The sequence below is a fragment of the Hoeflea sp. TYP-13 genome, from assembly GCF_040932035.1.
Taxonomy (GTDB): Bacteria; Pseudomonadota; Alphaproteobacteria; order Rhizobiales; family Rhizobiaceae; genus Hoeflea_A.
Genome location: NZ_JBFRBB010000005.1, coordinates 437,076 through 454,348 on the forward strand (window position 1 = coordinate 437,076; position 17,273 = coordinate 454,348).

Genomic DNA, 17,273 nt, shown 5'->3' on the forward strand with positions numbered 1-17,273 from the left:
CGAGGTCCGAACAGTGGGTACCGGCTTTTGGAAAAACAGGGCGCCAACGCAGATGAAGACCGAAGCTCAGGTCTTCATTGCCCAAAACACCGGCGTCATGGCGCCGCCCCATGTTCCGGAAATCCTGTTGCACCTTGCCTCTGAAGCACACGATTTATGGCAGAAAACGGAAGAAGAGCTTGAAGCCATCGGCCTGCCGCCGCCCTATTGGGCCTTTGCATGGGCCGGAGGACAAGGTCTTGCACGCTACGTCCTGGATAATCCCGAATTGGTACGCGGCAAATCCGTGCTCGATTTCGCCAGTGGCTCTGGACTGGTGGCTATTGCCGCAAAGATGGCCGGCGCGGCTGCGGTGTCCGCCTGCGATATCGATCCCTGGGCCGCCATGGCAACGGCCATGAACGCCGTCCGCAACAAAACCGTCATTGCAACGCGCAGCGACGAAATCATTGGCACTGACGACGGCTGGCAGGTCGTCCTTGCCGGCGACGTCTTTTATGATCAGGCGCTGGCAGGCGCACTGATCCCGTGGTTTGAAGACCTTGCCCGCCGGGGGGCGGAGGTCCTGGTCGGCGATCCCGGACGCTCCTACTGCCCGCGTGACCGGCTTGAGCAACTGGCGGTTTACGAAGTGCCGGTCACCCGCGCACTTGAAGATTCCGAAGTCAAGAAGACAACCGTATGGCGATTTGCCTGAACGAATGCCGGGTCCGGTTCCGCTTGTCTTGACTGCCGGCTCATTTTGCGGCCCCATGCTGCCATTCGGGCGGACACATTCAATTCCGAATCATTTGATGGCGTCAGAACCGGCTGCACGGGAGAAGCATCATGGATTTTGCAGGTGTGAGTTATGTGGGCATTCTCGTTGCCACGGTCGCGGGATTTATCATCGGCGGCGCCTATTACGGCATACTTGGCGGCCCGTGGATGAAAGCGGCGCGCATCAATCCGGACGATACCAAGATGTCGCCGATGCTGTTTATCAACTCGATCGTTTGCGAGCTGATCATGGCGTTCATGCTCGCCGGCGTCATCGGTCACCTGGGCGAGGGACAGGTAACGCCGCTGAACGGCCTGATCTCGGGCTTTTTCATATGGCTCGGATTCGTTGCGACGACGCTTGCAGTCAACCATCGCTATCAGGGCTTTGGCTGGGACCTGACCGTTATCGACGGCATCCACTGGCTGCTGGTGCTTCTGGCCATGGGTGCAATCATCGGCTGGTTTGACGTCTGAAACCGCATAACGCGGATCATAAAACCTGAACGACGGTCCCCTTGCGCAAAAGCGGCAGCAGCCGTCTCATTGCGCTGGGGCTGACAGCAATGCATCCCTCGGTCGGTTTTCCCTCGGGATGGGTCAGGTGCATGAAAATGGCACTGCCGCGGTGGCGACGGCGCTCAGAAATATTCCAGTCCAGAACCAGGCATATGTCGTAAAGGCGGTCGTTGCGCATCAAAACCTCATGAGAGGCGCCGAAGGGCAGGCGAACCGGCCGGTTGTAGGATGGATGATCCGGCGCGTCGCACCATCCCATATCGGCGCGGACCGGGATCATCGGCAGGCGGGTTTGCGGCAATGAGACCCGGTCTGCCCGGTAGAACCCATAGGCAATGCGCATCCGCGCCAGCGGCGTCGCACCGTCTCCCTCGGCCTTGAAGGCGGTACACCCGGAGCGCCCCAAAAAAGCCTGAAAAACAAGGCCATCTGCGTTCAGCTGAGCGTTCGTAGGGGACCTTGGATTGCGACGCACAATAACTGCGTGCAGCGCATGGCTTTTGCCGCAATCCTTGTTTATCTTGTTAATCACGTTTTGATCTCCGGGATCACAGCTGAGTGTGCTTGGCGTGTAGAGTACTTTTACATTGAGGTGAACAGGACTAAATAGAGCCAATGACGAAAACCAGCACATTCGCATTTGGAGGGATTGCATGACAGCCAGAACCATCCTTCTCGTCGATGATGACGATGACCTTCGGGAAACACTTGTTGAACAACTCTCGCTCTATGAGGAGTTTTCCATCATTGAGGAATCTTCGGCGACAAAGGGCATTCAGGCTGCCCGCGGCAACCACATCGATCTGTTGATCATGGATGTCGGCCTGCCGGACATGGATGGCCGTGAGGCCGTGAAACTGCTTCGTAAGGGCGGCTTCAAGGCGCCGATCATCATGCTCACCGGTCACGATACCGATTCAGACACAATTTTGGGTCTGGAAGCCGGCGCCAATGACTATGTCACGAAACCATTCCGCTTTGCCGTTCTTCTGGCCCGCGTTCGCGCGCAGCTGCGCCAGCACGAGCAGAGCGAAGACGCGACTTTCACCGTTGGTCCATACACGTTCAAGCCGAGCCAGAAACTTCTTGTCGACGATAAGGGTTCGAAAATCCGGCTGACCGAAAAGGAATCGGCAATTATCCGCTATCTCTACCGTGCCGACGAAAAAGTGGTCACCCGCGATGTCCTTCTGGAGGAGGTCTGGGGCTACAATTCAGGCGTGACGACCCATACGCTTGAAACCCATGTCTACCGGCTGCGGCAGAAGATCGAGCGCGATCCGTCGAATGCGGAAATCCTCGTCACCGAAAGCGGCGGCTACAAGATCATCCCCTGAGGAAAGATCCGAAAAATGGATACCGGTTTTCGGAAAATTCCAATGTCTGACAATGGAACAAGACACCGTGTGCGGCTCAAAATTCGCACCCGGTGTGTCTTCGGTTTCCCGGTTCCGCCGAATTCTCAAAATGGAGCTGTTTGCGCCAGATGGCCCTGACCGACGATATAACCCTGCTTTCCAAGGTTCCCCTGTTCGAGGATTTCAACGACGAGATGCTGCGGCTCATCGCTTTTGGCTCGGAGCGCAAGAAAGTCGCCAAAAACCGTCCCCTGTTTCATGAGGGCTCCAGCGCCGATTGCGCCTTTGTTGTCATGTCCGGCCACTTCAAGCTGATGCAACGCGACCGCAAGGGAAAGCCCGTCCAGGTAGGCGAGGCCGATGTCGGCGACCTGCTTGGCGAACTCGCGATCATTTCATCCGCCAACCGGAAGGTAACGGCTATGGCGGAAGAAGACAGCGAGGTCATGCGCATACACCGGCCGATGTTCCGCCGCATGATGGAGGAATATCCCGAGATCGCCAAAATGTTCAGCGACCGGATAAAACGCAACCTTGCGGTCATGCTCGATGAAATCACCAAGCTGTCGCCGCGTTTCGAAGAGCCCGGTTCGACGTAAGTTTACAGGCTGAAGCGGGCAAAGACCGGAACATGGTCCGACGGGCGCTCCCAGCCGCGAGCCTCACGCATGACGGTAATATCCGACAGTGCCGGCGACAGATCCGCCGAGGACCAGATATGGTCGAGACGGCGGCCCCGGTCCGAAATGTCCCAGTCGCGCGCCCTGTAGCTCCACCATGTAAAGATTTTTTCTTCCGGCGGAATGTGCTGGCGCATCAGGTCGACCCAGGCGCCCTTGGCCTGTACTTCGTTAAGCCCGTCGGTCTCAATCGGCGTATGACTGACCACCTTCAAGAGCTGTTTGTGTGACCACACATCGGTTTCGAGCGGTGCGATATTCAGATCGCCGACGAGGATGGAGGACACGCCGTCGCCGCGTTCCATTTCCGAATGCAGCGTCTTCATTTCTTCCAGGAAATCGAGCTTGTGGGCAAATTTCGGATTGATTTCACGGTTCGGCTCGTCACCACCCGCCGGCACATAGAAATTGTGTATGCGGATGGAGCGCCCGCCCGCCTGCGCGACAGCCGAAATGTGGCGCGTATCGCCCATGTTGCAGAAATCCCTGCGCTGCACGTTCACCAGCGGCAGCTTGGATATAATGGCAACGCCGTGATAGCCCTTCTGGCCATGGATCTCGATATGTTCGTAGCCGCTTTTTCGCAGCTCGCTATCCGGAAATGAGCCGTTCGGGCACTTCGTCTCCTGCAGGCACAATATGTCCGGCGAATGGTCCTCAAGCAGGGACAAAACCAGCGGCAGGCGCAGCCGCACAGAGTTGATGTTCCATGTTGCGATGGAAAAATCCGTCACATATCCCTCCGGCAGTTATGTTCGGCAAGACCCGAATCGTTTGCCGGAACGATATATCGCCGCGCGCAAAGGTTCAGCCGCAAAACCCTGCGGTTGGCCCGGATATCACAACTTACGGTGTGATTTGCGTGGATATCCTAACGATTATCCGACGAATGCACCTGGTCGTAGGGAACCTTGAAGACATTGTCGGCGAATTTCACATCCGTCTGGACGTTGAAAATCATCACGGTTGTGCCTTTGCCCTGGGCATCGGTAATGGTCCACTGCCGCAATTCGTAGGTCTTGGAATCGAACATCAGTGTGATGGTCGATTTTCCGAAAATCGATTTGTCACCCAGAATGATTGTCGTCAAATCCGGCTCGACACGCACCGATTTCACCATCTTGCCGTCGAGGTTGATACGGTCTGCCAGGAGCAGCTTCAGCGGCGTCTTGGACAGCGGATAAATGTCCCAGGTCCGCAGTTTTCTGTTGCCGATCACCACGGTCTTGCCGTCCGCGATGACCCGGACCGGTGACGGCGGCTCATAATTGAAACGCAGCTTGCCGGGGCGTTCGATGAAAAACTTGCCGCCCGTCTGCTGGCCGCTCGGACCGAACTGGACGAATTCGCCGGTCATGGAACGGACCTTGGAAAAATGATCGGCAATTTTCTGGGCTGTCGGGTCCTGTGCCTGCGCATCGGGCGCCGCAAGGCTGAAAAAGAGACCCGTGGCCGCAGCCGCGCACAATCCGCTCAGGACTGAGCGTCTGGATATGGAGCCTGATCGGGCCGGTGAAGTTGTCTGGCGCATTTGGTTTTCCTGATAACTGAAGCGCGTTTTGCTTCAGGAAGCTATGTTCTGTAACTGCGGCACGAGTGTGGTGAACCCGCGCCTATTATACCCGAAGCCTGTCCGGTTTCCGCATCGACCTTCCTACAACACGTCTTCTTCCGTCGGCACCAGAATCTCGCGTTTGCCCGCATGGTTGGCAGGTCCGATGACCCCTTCCTCTTCCATCCGTTCGATCAGCGAGGCGGCCCTGTTGTAGCCGATGCCGAGCCGGCGCTGGATATAGGAGGTGGAAGCTTTGCCATCGCGCAGCACCACGGCAACGGCCTGGTCGTATGGATCGGCCGATTCTCCGAGATTTCCCGCCGATCCGCCGCCGCCCTCGGAACCGTCTTCGTCGGTATCTTCGGTAATGGCATCGAGATATTCCGGCACGCCTTGCGCTTTCAGGAAGCTGACGATCTCTTCGACCTCGCCGTCGGCGACAAAGGGGCCGTGGACACGCTGGATGCGGCCGCCGCCGGCCATATAGAGCATATCGCCCATGCCGAGCAGCTGTTCTGCGCCCTGTTCACCCAAAATGGTGCGCGAATCGATCTTCGAGGTGACCTGGAAGGAGATGCGCGTCGGGAAGTTGGCCTTGATCGTACCCGTGATGACGTCAACCGACGGACGCTGCGTCGCCATGATCACGTGGATACCGGCGGCACGGGCCATCTGGGCCAGTCTCTGGACCGCACCCTCGATGTCCTTGCCGGCCACCATCATCAGGTCGGCCATCTCGTCGATAATTACGACGATATAGGGCATCGGGCTGAGGTCGAATTCCTCGGTCTCATAGACGGCTTCGCCGGTCTCGCGGTCGAAGCCGGTCTGCACGGTGCGGGTAATCGCGTCACCCTTCTTGCGCGCCTGCTCCACACGGGTGTTGAAGCCGTCAATATTGCGCACGCCGATCTTGGACATCTTCTTGTAGCGGTCTTCCATCTCCCGCACGGTCCATTTGAGTGCGACCACCGCCTTTTTCGGATCGGTCACAACGGGCGTCAGAAGATGCGGAATGCCGTCATAGACAGACAGTTCCAGCATTTTCGGATCGATCATGATCAGCCGGCATTTTTCCGGCGGCAACCGGTAGACGATCGACAGGATCATGGTGTTGATGGCAACCGATTTACCGGAGCCGGTGGTGCCCGCAACAAGCAGATGCGGCATCTTGGCAAGATCGGCGATGACCGATTCGCCGCCGATGGTCTTGCCCAGCGAAAGCGCCAGCTTGGCCTTACTCGATTCGAAATCGCGGCTTGAAAGCAGTTCCTTCAGATAGACCGTCTCACGGCCCTGATTGGGCAGTTCGATACCGATGGCGTTGCGTCCCGGCACGACCGCGACACGCGCGGCAATGGCGCTCATCGAGCGGGCGATATCGTCGGCAAGACCGATGACGCGTGAGGATTTGATGCCTGGTGCCGGCTCCAGCTCATAGAGGGTGACGACCGGCCCCGGGCGAACCTGGATTATTTCGCCGCGCACGCCGAAATCCTCAAGCACACCTTCGAGCATGCGCGCATTCTGTTCCAGCGCATCGGCCGAAAGACTCGGATCCTTGGTGACGTTTTTCGCGTCGGCAAGCAGATGCAGTGGCGGTAGCTCGAAACCATTCGACTTGATCATCGAGGTCTGCGCCTCGCGCTGGACCCGTGATCCGGGCGCCGGTCGCTTGGCTTGCGGCACGACCCGTTTCTGGTCGATCACGTCGGCCCCCCGCGACGGCGCGGGCTGTGGCGCCCAGTCGGCTGCCGGATCGTGGCCGTCATCAACGTCAAAGGGCGGAGCGTCGTCGTCAAGCGTCTGCCGCCGCGCGCCACCGGCCGAAAACTCCGGCTCAACGCGCCCATTGCCATTCAGGCCGCTGAATTCTTCCTCGTTGAAATCATAGGGCTCTTCAGGCTTCACCGACCATGGATCGGCAACCTTGCCGGTCATACGGCGATAATGCGCCCTTCCGGTCAGCCACATATGTGTAATGGCGCCGAGAACCAGCGCGCCGGCAAAGCTGCGCTCGGTTTCTTCTTCGTCGGCAGCTTCATCCTGATCGGCAGCCCGACTGATCTTCGCCTTGCGGGCTTTTGCCGGGGCTTGTGCTTCGGGAGTTGCAATCAGCAGCGCACCGAACATCGTCAGCCAGCAGGCTGGAATGGCGAGCGCAAGCGCCAGCACCACCGCGAGAATACCCGACGGATAGTCGCCAATCAGCACGGAGGGCATTTTCAGGATCATATCGCCGAACACGCCACCCAGGCCCGTGGGCAACGGCCACTGGTCCGGTGCCGGCACGCAGGCAAAGACCGAGGCAAACAAAACCGCACCGCCGAGCCAGGCGGCAAGCCGGGTGGCAACACGGTTGACCGGGCGGTTGCGAATCAAAAACACGCCCCAGGTGACCAGGGGCAGCAGGGCAACGATACCGGACAGTCCAAAAAACTGCATGGTGGCATCGGCAAAGGCGGCGCCGCCAAAGCCAAGCGCATTGAATGGCGTATTGCCGGTCGCGTAGGAAAAGCTCGGATCTTCCACGTTCCACGTGGCCAATGCCGCGACCGCCATTATCAGGCTGGCCAGCATGGACAGGCCAAGCACCAGCTTGAGCGGCCTTTTGAGAAACCCCGGAATCCTGAAACTGGGTAGGAATTGACTGCCAAACGCCAGTGGACTGCTTGACTGCATTGCTACGCTCCAACTCGAATACGCATACGGGCGGAAAAACCGCTCACAATCGCGGCGATTTTATGTGAGGTGGAGTTAATGGCGCATTAACCATCGACATAAATCGGCCGCCATCGTTTGGGCGAAGGCGGCCGATTTGCTTATGATCGCCGACGGGACGGGAGTTTTAGCGGATTTCCGCTTCCGGATTGGCACCGATCTTGTGAATGGAAAGATCCGCACCGCGCAGTTCCTCCTCTTCCACCATACGCAAACCGACGACACGGTCCAAAAGCCCGTAAACCACAAAGCCGCCGACAACCGCGTAGAGAGCGCCGATGACTGATCCGATAAGCTGGACGGTCGGCGATACGCCGCCAATGCCGCCAAGCGCCTCGAGACCGAAAATACCGCAAGCAATGCCGCCCCACAGCCCGCACAGCCCGTGCAGTGGCCATACGCCAAGAACATCGTCGACCTTCAGCCGTTCCTGACACCAGTGAAAACCTTTGACAAACAGCAATCCGGCGGCACCGCCGACAATCAGCGCGCCGATTGGGTGAAAAACATCAGAACCCGCACAAACCGCCACGAGGCCGGCAAGTGCGCCATTGTGAACGAAGCCCGGGTCGTTGCGCCCGATAATCAGCGCAACGACAATGCCGCCGACCATCGCCATCAGTGAATTGAGGGCGACAAGGCCCGTTGCCCCGCCCACCGACTGCGCGCTCATGACGTTAAAGCCGAACCAGCCAACACAAAGCAGCCACGAACCAAGGGCAAGCCACGGAATGGATGATGGCGGAAACGGGTGGGATGCGCCCGACTTTGTATACCGGCCGAGGCGCGAGCCCAGGAGAATGACCGCCGGCAGGGCGATCCACCCGCCGACGGCGTGAACGACGATTGAACCGGCAAAATCATGAAACGGGGCGCCAAAAGCATTCTCCATTGCCGCCTGGAAGCCGAAATTGCCGTTCCAGACGATCCCTTCAAAGAAGGGATAAACCAGCCCGACCAGCGCAACGGTTGCAAAACACTGCGGCTGAAAGCGCATACGCTCGGCTATACCGCCGGAAATGATCGCCGGAATGGCTGCTGCAAATGTGGTCAGAAAGAAGAATTTGACGAGCGTGAAGCCCTGCGGCAGGAAAATCTCGCCGCCTTCCGCACCGGACAAGACAGCTGCGTTGACGAAAAATGTCACCCCATAGGCAACGGCAAAGCCGACAAAGAAATAACTGATCGTCGAGATGGCGAAATCCGCCAGGATTTTGACGAGGGCATTGACCTGGCTCTTGTGGCGGACGGTGCCAACCTCCAGAAAGGCGAACCCGCCATGCATTGCAAATACGAGTATCGCGCCCAGAAGCACGAAAAATACGTCACCGCCGATTTGTGACTGATCCATGGAAATGACTCCGTTTCAAATGAATGCTTAGCCGGATGGAGTCAATTTTCGTGCCAATCCGGAAAACCCTGCCGTTTTCGTAGGCAGGGCCTTCCAATTGATGGGCATTTGCCTGTTTTTTCAGCACATCAGGGCGATACTGCCGATTTCATGGGCAGTTTCCGCCCTTCCGTTCAGATCCTGCCCATCTGTGCGCCCGACAAAAAAGGGGCCCGCGAACGGGCCCCAAGTGGCGCGAAGATGATCTGATCCGTCACAGGTCGGTCAGATCTTGGTAAACTCGGGATAGGCTTCGATACCGATCTCCGCCTTGTCGAGCCCGACCAGTTCCTCTTCGTCGCTGACCCGCAGGCCCATAACCGCATTGAGCACCAGCCACAGGACACCCGATGTGACGATCATGAAGACGCCGACAATGATGATCGAAGCAACCTGGCCGTAGAGTGTCGCTTCGCTGTTGGTGAAGATCACCGCGAAGGTGCCCCAGATGCCGGCCAGAAGATGAACCGGGATGGCGCCGACCACATCGTCGATCTTGAGCTTGTCGAGCATTGGAACGGAAAAGACCACGATGAGACCGCCGGCAGCGCCGATCAGCGTTGCAACGCCGAGTGACGGGGTCAGCGGTTCGGCCGTGATCGAGACCAGCCCGGCAAGAGCGCCGTTGAGGATCATGGTGATATCGACCTTCTTGTATATGATCTGGGTCAGCAGCAGTGCCGCAACCGCGCCGCCGGCGGCACCGGCATTGGTGTTGGCAAAGATCCGCGAAACATCTGCAACATCACCGACGGATCCGGCTGCAAGTTGTGAGCCGCCGTTGAAGCCGAACCAGCCGAGCCACAGGATGAAGGTGCCGAGCGTTGCCAGCGGCATGTTGGAGCCGGGGATCGGGTGAATTTCGCCATTCGAGCCGTACTTTCCCTTGCGCGCGCCGAGAATGAGCGCGCCGGTAAGCGCTGCCCAGCCGCCGACTGAGTGAACCACGGTCGAACCGGCAAAGTCGAGAAAACCGAGCTGCGAATCAAGGAAGCCGCCACCCCATTTCCACGATGCCTGGATGGGATAGAGGATACCGGTCAGAACCACCGTGAAAACCAGGAACGGCCACAGCTTGATGCGTTCTGCCAGCGTGCCCGAGACGATCGACGCGGTTGTCGCGCAGAACATGAGCTGGAAGAAGAAGTCCGATCCGACGGCGGCATAGGCAAGATCCTTGACGCTGTCAGGTGCGACGCCTGCCGGCTCCAGTACGGTGACGCCGAAGGCACCGAGGACGCCGGTAATCGACCAGGCATCGCCCGGATACATCAGGTTGAAGCCGATGAGATAGTACATGATCGCGGCGATCGAAAAGAGCGATATGTTTTTTGTCAGCTGCATGGAAACATTCTTGGAGCGCACAAGGCCGGCCTCCAGCATGGCAAAGCCCGCCGCCATCCACATCACCAGAAAGCCGGAGACCACGAACAAAAGCGTATTGAGAATGAAGACGGTGTGCGTCGGCACCACGGACGGTGCTTCCGTCTCCTGGGCAAGCGCCGGCATTGTCAAGAGACCGGTTATCGCTATGGCTGCGCCCGGCTTCAGGATTGAAGAAAATTTCATCTTGTTTGTCTCCTTGATACTCAAAGCGCGTCGGCGCCGGTTTCGCCCGTACGAATGCGCATGACCTGTTCCAGATCGCAGACAAAGATTTTGCCGTCGCCGATCTGTCCGGTTTTCGCAGCGCCCGAGATTGCCTCGATGGCGCGATCGACCACATCCGCCGAAACGGCGATTTCGAGTTTGAGTTTCGGCAAAAACGCCACGGCATACTCGGTGCCGCGATAGATTTCCGTGTGTCCCTTCTGGCGGCCGTATCCCTTGACCTCGGTGACGGTCAGGCCCTGGATACCGACTTCGGTCAGGGCCTCGCGCACCTCGTCCAGTTTGAACGGCTTGATGATTGCCATTACGATTTTCATCCCGCTTTCATCCTCTCTTCGGCCGTGGCGCAGGGCTGAGGTCTTCAGCCTGTTCGCCGACCGGCTCCGTTTTTGGTGCCGCGCCGTAAACGCCGGAATCTGGCGAGATCAGGCACGGTGGAGCCCCCGACCCTTGCGCATTGGTCATTAGCTCTGCCTAAGACCAATCAAGGATCGTGCCAGTTTGGACAAACGCCTGCTAAGACGTTGATATTTATGGAATAATTATAGAAGACCGACTGGGTGCTTATATTCCAGGCACCCGAATCGCACAAAAATAGTGCAAGATATAAGCATTGCCTATTTTTTAGTCTTTCTTGCGCTGCCGGATCAACCCTTCCTGGGCAACCGAGGCGATGAGCACGCCCTCGCGGGTATATAGCCCTCCGCGATTGAGGCCCCTGGCACCGCTGGTGCTGGGGCTGTCCTGTGCATAAAGCAGCCAGTCATCGAGCAGGCAGTTTCTATGGAACCACATGGAATGATCGAGACTTGCAGCCTGGATCTTGCCAGACCAGACAGAGAGCCCGTGGGCAAACAGCGACGTGTCGAGCAGCGTCATGTCGGAAAGATACGCAAGCACCGCCGCCTGAATGCGGCGGTCATCCGGAACGACGCCATTGGCCCGCACCCAGATATTTTGAAGCGGCGCCAGCTTTTCCGGCGAGATATAGTGGGTTAGCGAAACGGGCCGCATCTCGATGGGGCGCTCCCGCTCCCAGTAGCGGCGGACATTTTCCGGCGCATTCTTGAGGAATTTCTCCTTCAGGTCCGCCTCGCCGAAAAGCGCCTCCGGCGCGGCAACATCGGGCATGTCGATCTGATGGTCGAGGCCTGGCTCATCACGCTGGAACGATGCGGAGAGCGAAAAGATGGCTTTGCCGTGCTGGATGGCAACGACCCGCCTGGTATTGAAGCTGGCGCCGTCGCGGATCCGGTCGACCTCGTAGATGATCGGAACCTCAGGATCGCCCGGCCGCATGAAATAGGAATGCAGGGAATGCACAAACCGGTCGTCGGCGATTGTGCGCTGCGCCGCGACAAGCGCCTGGGCGATCACCTGGCCGCCGAAAACACGCTGCCATCCCGATTTCGGACTGTTTCCCCGATAGAGGTCCTGCTCGAGACGCTCAAGATCCAGGATAGCCAGCAAATTTTCCATGGCGCGCGACATATTGAAACTCCTGTTGGGTCTTTTTGTTCGGCGGGCGGGCCTATATGATCCGTCTTATAGGGACGGCCCGGCCTACCGCAAGAGGCGAAGGTTATTGGAGCCGCGCAATCGGGCATACCCGTCAGAGGATTAAAGCGTGACAGACGAAAAACTCGATATTGTTGTGGCCGGCGGCGGCTATGTCGGCATTGCCGCGGCCGTTGCAATCAAATCGGCCGCGCCCCGCATGAATATCCGCGTGATCGACGCGGCCCCGGCGGATGTCTGGCGCAAGGATCAGCGTGCTTCGGCCATTGCCGCGGGCGCCAGCCGCATGCTCACCCGGATGGGCCTTTGGAAGGACATCCTTCCCGAAGCGCAACCGATCACCGACATGATCGTCACCGATTCGCGCACCTCTGATCCGGTTCGTCCGGTCTTTCTGACGTTTGACGGCGAGGTGACGCCGGGCGAACCCTTTGCCCATATGGTACCGAACCACGTGCTCGTCGGTGCGCTTCGAAAAGGTGCCGATGAGCTCGGTATAACAATCGAACAGGGCACGACGGTCACCGGGTTTGAAACCGGCGATACCGACACGCGCATCGCGCTTGGCGACGGACGCACCCTCTCGGCGCGCCTGCTCATCGCTGCCGACGGTGTTCGCTCGAAGCTTCGCGACATGGCCGGCATCAAGACGGTCCACTGGTCCTACGGCCAGTCCGGCATCGTCACGACCGTTTCGCATGAACGCCCGCACAATGGCCGCGCGGAAGAGCATTTCCTGCCGGCCGGTCCCTTTGCCATTTTACCGCTGACCAATAATCGTTCTTCTCTGGTGTGGACGGAACGGACGGAGGACGCTGAAAAGCTCGTCGAAGAGGACGATCTCGTATTCGAGGCCGAACTCGAGCGCCGTTTCGGCCATAAGCTCGGCACGCTGGAACTGGCCGGCGGGCGGCGCTCCTATCCGCTCGGCCTTACGCTGGCGCGCGAATTCGTGCGCCCGCGCCTTGCCCTTGCCGGCGATGCCGCCCACGGCATTCATCCAATTGCCGGCCAGGGCCTCAATATGGGTTTCCGCGATGTCGCGGCATTGGCAGAAACGATTGTCGAGGCTGACCGGCTCGGTCTTGATATCGGCTCGTTCTCGGTGCTTGAGCGCTATCAGATCTGGCGCCGTTTCGACACGTTCCAGATGGGCGTGACGAGCGATGTGTTGAACCGGCTCTTCTCCAACGATTTCACGCCGGTGCGGGCGCTCCGCGATTTCGGTCTCGGCCTCGTCGACCGCATGCCGCCGCTCAAATCATTCTTTATCCGCCAGGCATCCGGCCTCGCCGGCCCCGATGGCCCGCGGCTGCTGCGCGGCGAGGCGATCTAGGGCGCCGGACCGGCTGATTTCTCAGGGACTGCAGGTCCGCTTGGAGCGCAATTTTCACATGCCCGTATTGAGATATGGTCGCTTACTGTACACTTCTGATCAGACCAGATTCATTGCAATGGCGGAGCGTGGCACAATTGACAGGTCGGCGAACGTTGCAACGTCATCGCCAACTATGTTGTCCTTCTGCATCAGGGCAACCTGCCCGGGTGTCAGTGGTGGGTTCGGCAGCAGATTTGCCAAGATAGCAAGGGTTCGCCAGACCATAAATGGCACCGGCAGGAACAGCCGACGCCGACCGGCGCGTGCGGCGAGCCGGTTCAGAATCTCTCGGTATGTAAACACCTCAGGCCCGCCCAGGTCAAACACTGCGCCGGTTGATTCGTCCTGATCGAGAACACGACAGGCAGCCTCGGCGACGTCGTCAACGTGGACGGGCTGAAGCCGCGTGCCGCCAGTGCCGAAAAGTGGCACTACAGGAAGCCGCTGGACGATCGCATCGAGATCACCGAAAAAGGCTCCGTCACGGCTGAACATGACACTCGGCCGCAGGATGATTGCTTTCGGACAGATGATGCGTAACTCCTCTTCGCCCTCAGCCCGAGCGCGGACATATGCTGAAGGAGAATTCCGACATGCGCCGATCCCGGATATGTGGATCAGTTTACAATCTCCAGCCGCCTTCACGATCTCCGCAATGCTGCGCGCCGCATCCACATGTATTTTGCGGAAGGTTTCTGCGCACGTTTCGACATAAAGCCCGATGCAATTGATCACCGCCGCTGCGCCGCAAAGGGCCCGGCTCAGGGTGTCATGATCCAGAACGTCGACATGAACCGGGCGGACCTTACGATCCCAATTGTTGGAAAGTTGAGCGATCTTTTCGGGAAAACGCGTTCCGACAGCAACGGTATGTCCATGCTCCTGCAGCTTGCGAACCACCCGCCTTCCAAGGAACCCGGTTCCGCCAAGTACAATCACCTCACGATCAGCCATCAGCGCGTTCAATCCTCCGCAGTTCAGCGTCGCACATTATTATGCGATCGAACACAGCGTGTTGCGATTCGTCTGGCTTTTGTGACGCAGCCCCTGGGACAATGAACCAAATGGCCGCTTCGTCCGCATCGCAGCCGATAATCACGCCGCAGTTCGCATGATATTCGAACGCGGGCATGCGCCCACAGCGCTGCGCAACCCCTCGGCTATACGCAAGCAGACTTGACACTCGGGTTTCACACACCATATAAGTAAATGACCAGTCATTTACTTATGGAAGCCGACCATGGATGATGCTGAAACCGAACCGAAATGGCGCCGCAGGGCCGACGAACGGCCGGACGAAGTCCTTGATGCCGCGCTGAAAATGTTTGCCCGCAACGGATTTGCCGCCACCAAGGTCGAGGACATCGCCAGCGAGGCCGGCCTGTCTAAGGGCGCCATCTACCGCTATTTCTCTAGCAAGGAAGACATCTTCGAATCCCTGGTCAACCGGGCGATTGCGCCGATGGCTGAACGAACGCTTGAGCTCGTCGAAACGTCCAATGAAGATCCCGAAAAGCTGCTAAGGGCCATCTTTTCGGTGATTACGATGAGACTTTCCGACCCCCTGACGCTGGCGCTGCCGCGCGTCGTTCTGCAGGAGGCGGGCCGTTTCCCCCACCTTGCCGAAACCTATCGCAGACAGGTCCTCGACAAGGGCATTGCCGCATTTGAAATGATCGTGAAAAGGGGCATAGAAACCGGCCATTTCCGCCCCGTCAACGCGCGTCTCGCAATCCGCAACGTCCTGGGCCCGATGCTGGCTCATTTCATTCTCGGGCAGATATTCCAGATCGACCGCGACGCCCCGGTTTCGACTGAGGAATTCCTGGAAAGCCATCTCGACATTCTCATGAACGGCCTTTTGAAGCCGCAGACAGGAGATTGACATGAACACGATCTATGCCTGGTTCATTGCCGTCATGGCCTTCTTCGGCATTGGAGCCGATCAGGACGCCGGCAACATCTATTTCGGCTATGTCGAAGGCGAATATGTCTATGTCGCCGCCAAGCAGAGCGGCATTCTGCAGACCCTTTCCGTCACGCGCGGCGATAGTGTTGTGGCCGGACAGGACCTCTTCACGCTGGACAATGATCAGCAGCTTGTCGCTCTTGGCCAGGCCGAGGCCGACCTGATGATGGCGCGCGCCAAACTCATCGACGAAAGCACCGGACAGCGGCCCGAAGAACTGGAAGTTATCGAGGAGCAGCTCCGCAATGCCGAAGCGAGTTTTGCGCTTGCAAAGGCTGATTATGAGCGTTCGAAGGAATTGTCCGTAAGTGATTTCGTCTCGCCGAGCCAGCTCGATCAGGCGGCCGCAACACTCGATCAGGCGGCCGCGACGGTCGCCCAGCAACGCGCGCAGCTCAAGGTCGCGCGCCTGCCGGCAAGAAGCGCACAGCTCGACGAGGCGCGCCAGTCGGTCAAATCCTCCGAACTTGCAGTCGACAACGCCCGCATCGATCTTTCGGACCGGTCACTGTCCGCGCCCGCCAGCGGCTATGTGCAGCAGACCTATTTTCTGCCGGGCGAATATGTTTCTGCCGGAATGCCGGTCGTTTCAATCCTGCCGCCGGGTGAGGTCAAGTTCCAGTTCTATGTCGGCGAGCCGGATCGTGCGGATATGACGATCGGTCAACAGGTGCTGATCGGCTGCGACAATTGCAAGGAGCCGATAAAGGCGCGCATCACCTACATCTCGTCCTCGGCGGAATATACGCCGCCGGTCATCTACAGCCTCGAGGAACGCTCCAAGCTCGTCTTCATGGCCGAGGCCCTGCCCGACGGGCCGACGACACTGCTTCCCGGCCAGCCGATTGAAGTCAGGCCGGCAAAATGAGCAACACCGAAGAAGAGCCGGTCATCGATGTCGAGGGACTGGTCAAGAAATTCGGCGACAAGACCGTCGTCGACAAATTCGACATCCGCGTCCCCAAGGGGGCCATATACGGCTTCCTCGGCCCCAACGGCAGCGGCAAGACGACGACCATACGCATGCTGTGCGGCCTGTTGACCCCCGACGCCGGCTCGGGCCGCTGTCTCGGCTATGACATTTTGCGCCAGTCCGACAACATCAAGGAACATGTGGGCTACATGACGCAGAAATTCTCGCTTTATGAGGATCTGACGATCCGCGAAAACCTCGATTTCATGGCCCGCATGTACCGGGTGCCGGACCGCAAGGAAAAGGTCGACAAGGCGCTTGAAGACCTTGGTCTTGCCAACCGGTCCCAACAGCAGGCCGGTGAGCTTTCGGGCGGCTGGAAGCAGCGGCTGGCGCTTGCCGCATGCCTTCTGCACGGGCCTGATCTGCTCCTGCTCGACGAACCGACGGCCGGGGTCGACCCGAAGGCGCGCCGTGACTTCTGGGACGAGATCCGCCGCCTGTCGGATGCCGGCGTGACAGTGCTGGTCTCGACCCACTACATGGACGAGGCGATCCAGTGCGACAACATCGCCTATATCGCCTATGGCGAAAAGCTGATCGACGGCCCGGCAAAGAAAATCCCCGAAATGGTCGGCCTTCACACCTGGCGCGTCGAGGGGCCTGATCTTGCCACCCTGTCGGCGGCTCTCGAAGGCAAGGAGGGGGTGGAGCAGGTCGCCCGCTTCGGCTCGGCGCTGCACGTATCGGGCATGGACCGCGAAAAGCTGGAAGAGGCCGTTGAGCCTTTCAGGAAGGACGATCGCTACAGTTGGGCCTATCAGCCGGCTGGCCTTGAAGAGGTCTTCATTCATCTCATGAGCGGTTCCACCGACAATTTCGCGGAAAAGAAGGCCGGTTGA

General features: G+C 58.8%; 17 protein-coding genes. 8 read left to right on the plus strand and 9 right to left on the minus strand.

The features are described from left to right. Nucleotides 1-52: 52 nt before the first annotated feature. Together ABVT35_RS25110 and ABVT35_RS25115 are read left to right on the plus strand one after the other, a co-directional pair. A complete protein-coding gene (locus ABVT35_RS25110; RefSeq protein WP_368470318.1) occupies nucleotides 53-697 on the plus strand; it encodes a methyltransferase in 645 nt (214 codons plus the stop codon). A 131-nt stretch (nucleotides 698-828) separates the two neighbouring features. Beyond that, nucleotides 829-1,236 carry a DUF1761 domain-containing protein gene (locus ABVT35_RS25115; protein WP_368470321.1) on the plus strand — a complete coding sequence of 136 codons (408 nt, stop codon included), beginning with the start codon at nucleotides 829-831 and terminating at the stop codon, nucleotides 1,234-1,236. 16 nt (nucleotides 1,237-1,252) lie between these two features. Here the strand turns inward: ABVT35_RS25115 and ABVT35_RS25120 are convergent, their stop codons facing one another. Further along, entirely contained in the window at nucleotides 1,253-1,717 is a 465-nt protein-coding gene (locus ABVT35_RS25120; RefSeq protein WP_368470451.1) for a L,D-transpeptidase, read from the minus strand. A 214-nt stretch (nucleotides 1,718-1,931) separates the two neighbouring features. Between ABVT35_RS25120 and ABVT35_RS25125 the strand changes: the two genes are divergently transcribed. Together ABVT35_RS25125 and ABVT35_RS25130 are read left to right on the plus strand one after the other, a co-directional pair. After that, nucleotides 1,932-2,615 carry a response regulator transcription factor gene (locus tag ABVT35_RS25125; RefSeq protein ID WP_368470322.1) on the plus strand — a complete coding sequence of 228 codons (684 nt, stop codon included), beginning with the start codon at nucleotides 1,932-1,934 and terminating at the stop codon, nucleotides 2,613-2,615. Between the two features lie 149 nt (nucleotides 2,616-2,764). Further along, nucleotides 2,765-3,235, plus strand: coding sequence for a cyclic nucleotide-binding domain-containing protein (locus ABVT35_RS25130; protein WP_368470324.1), 471 nt, complete (start codon nucleotides 2,765-2,767; stop codon nucleotides 3,233-3,235). 2 nt (nucleotides 3,236-3,237) lie between these two features. Here the strand turns inward: ABVT35_RS25130 and ABVT35_RS25135 are convergent, their stop codons facing one another. The 7 genes from ABVT35_RS25135 to tesB form a co-directional block, all read right to left on the minus strand. Then, nucleotides 3,238-4,050, minus strand: coding sequence for an exodeoxyribonuclease III (locus tag ABVT35_RS25135; protein WP_368470326.1), 813 nt, complete (start codon nucleotides 4,048-4,050; stop codon nucleotides 3,238-3,240). Between the two features lie 137 nt (nucleotides 4,051-4,187). Next, nucleotides 4,188-4,847 (minus strand): outer membrane lipoprotein carrier protein LolA, encoded by a 660-nt coding sequence (locus tag ABVT35_RS25140; RefSeq protein ID WP_368470328.1) that lies wholly within the window; start codon nucleotides 4,845-4,847, stop codon nucleotides 4,188-4,190. A 123-nt stretch (nucleotides 4,848-4,970) separates the two neighbouring features. Beyond that, nucleotides 4,971-7,451 carry a DNA translocase FtsK 4TM domain-containing protein gene (locus tag ABVT35_RS25145; RefSeq protein WP_368470453.1) on the minus strand — a complete coding sequence of 827 codons (2,481 nt, stop codon included), beginning with the start codon at nucleotides 7,449-7,451 and terminating at the stop codon, nucleotides 4,971-4,973. A 268-nt stretch (nucleotides 7,452-7,719) separates the two neighbouring features. Then, on the minus strand, nucleotides 7,720-8,943 hold the full coding sequence (locus ABVT35_RS25150; RefSeq protein ID WP_368470329.1) for an ammonium transporter: 1,224 nt from the start codon (nucleotides 8,941-8,943) through the stop codon (nucleotides 7,720-7,722). A gap of 264 nt (nucleotides 8,944-9,207) precedes the next feature. Continuing rightward, nucleotides 9,208-10,551 (minus strand): ammonium transporter, encoded by a 1,344-nt coding sequence (locus ABVT35_RS25155; protein WP_368470331.1) that lies wholly within the window; start codon nucleotides 10,549-10,551, stop codon nucleotides 9,208-9,210. Between the two features lie 20 nt (nucleotides 10,552-10,571). Continuing rightward, a complete protein-coding gene (locus tag ABVT35_RS25160; protein ID WP_368470332.1) occupies nucleotides 10,572-10,910 on the minus strand; it encodes a P-II family nitrogen regulator in 339 nt (112 codons plus the stop codon). A gap of 307 nt (nucleotides 10,911-11,217) precedes the next feature. Beyond that, on the minus strand, nucleotides 11,218-12,084 hold the full coding sequence (gene tesB / locus ABVT35_RS25165; protein ID WP_368470333.1) for an acyl-CoA thioesterase II: 867 nt from the start codon (nucleotides 12,082-12,084) through the stop codon (nucleotides 11,218-11,220). Nucleotides 12,085-12,220: 136 nt separating this feature from the next. Here tesB and ABVT35_RS25170 point away from each other — a divergent pair, with 136 nt between their 5' ends. After that, nucleotides 12,221-13,447: a ubiquinone biosynthesis hydroxylase gene (locus ABVT35_RS25170; protein WP_368470334.1), complete on the plus strand. Its 1,227-nt coding sequence runs from the start codon at nucleotides 12,221-12,223 to the stop codon at nucleotides 13,445-13,447. A gap of 99 nt (nucleotides 13,448-13,546) precedes the next feature. Here ABVT35_RS25170 and ABVT35_RS25175 read toward each other — a convergent pair whose 3' ends face one another. Further along, complete coding sequence (locus ABVT35_RS25175) at nucleotides 13,547-14,443, minus strand: complex I NDUFA9 subunit family protein (protein WP_368470335.1); 897 nt, start codon at nucleotides 14,441-14,443, stop codon at nucleotides 13,547-13,549. Nucleotides 14,444-14,729: 286 nt separating this feature from the next. Here ABVT35_RS25175 and ABVT35_RS25180 point away from each other — a divergent pair, with 286 nt between their 5' ends. From ABVT35_RS25180 to ABVT35_RS25190, 3 genes are read left to right on the plus strand one after another with little or no spacing between them, the layout of a single operon-like run. Next, nucleotides 14,730-15,374, plus strand: a complete 645-nt coding sequence (locus tag ABVT35_RS25180) for a TetR/AcrR family transcriptional regulator (RefSeq protein WP_368470336.1) — start codon at nucleotides 14,730-14,732, stop codon at nucleotides 15,372-15,374. A 1-nt stretch (nucleotide 15,375) separates the two neighbouring features. Beyond that, on the plus strand, nucleotides 15,376-16,326 hold the full coding sequence (locus ABVT35_RS25185; RefSeq protein WP_368470337.1) for an HlyD family secretion protein: 951 nt from the start codon (nucleotides 15,376-15,378) through the stop codon (nucleotides 16,324-16,326). Continuing rightward, on the plus strand, nucleotides 16,323-17,273 hold the full coding sequence (locus ABVT35_RS25190) for an ABC transporter ATP-binding protein (protein ID WP_368470338.1): 951 nt from the start codon (nucleotides 16,323-16,325) through the stop codon (nucleotides 17,271-17,273). The genes ABVT35_RS25185 and ABVT35_RS25190 overlap by 4 nt, the downstream gene beginning before the upstream one ends.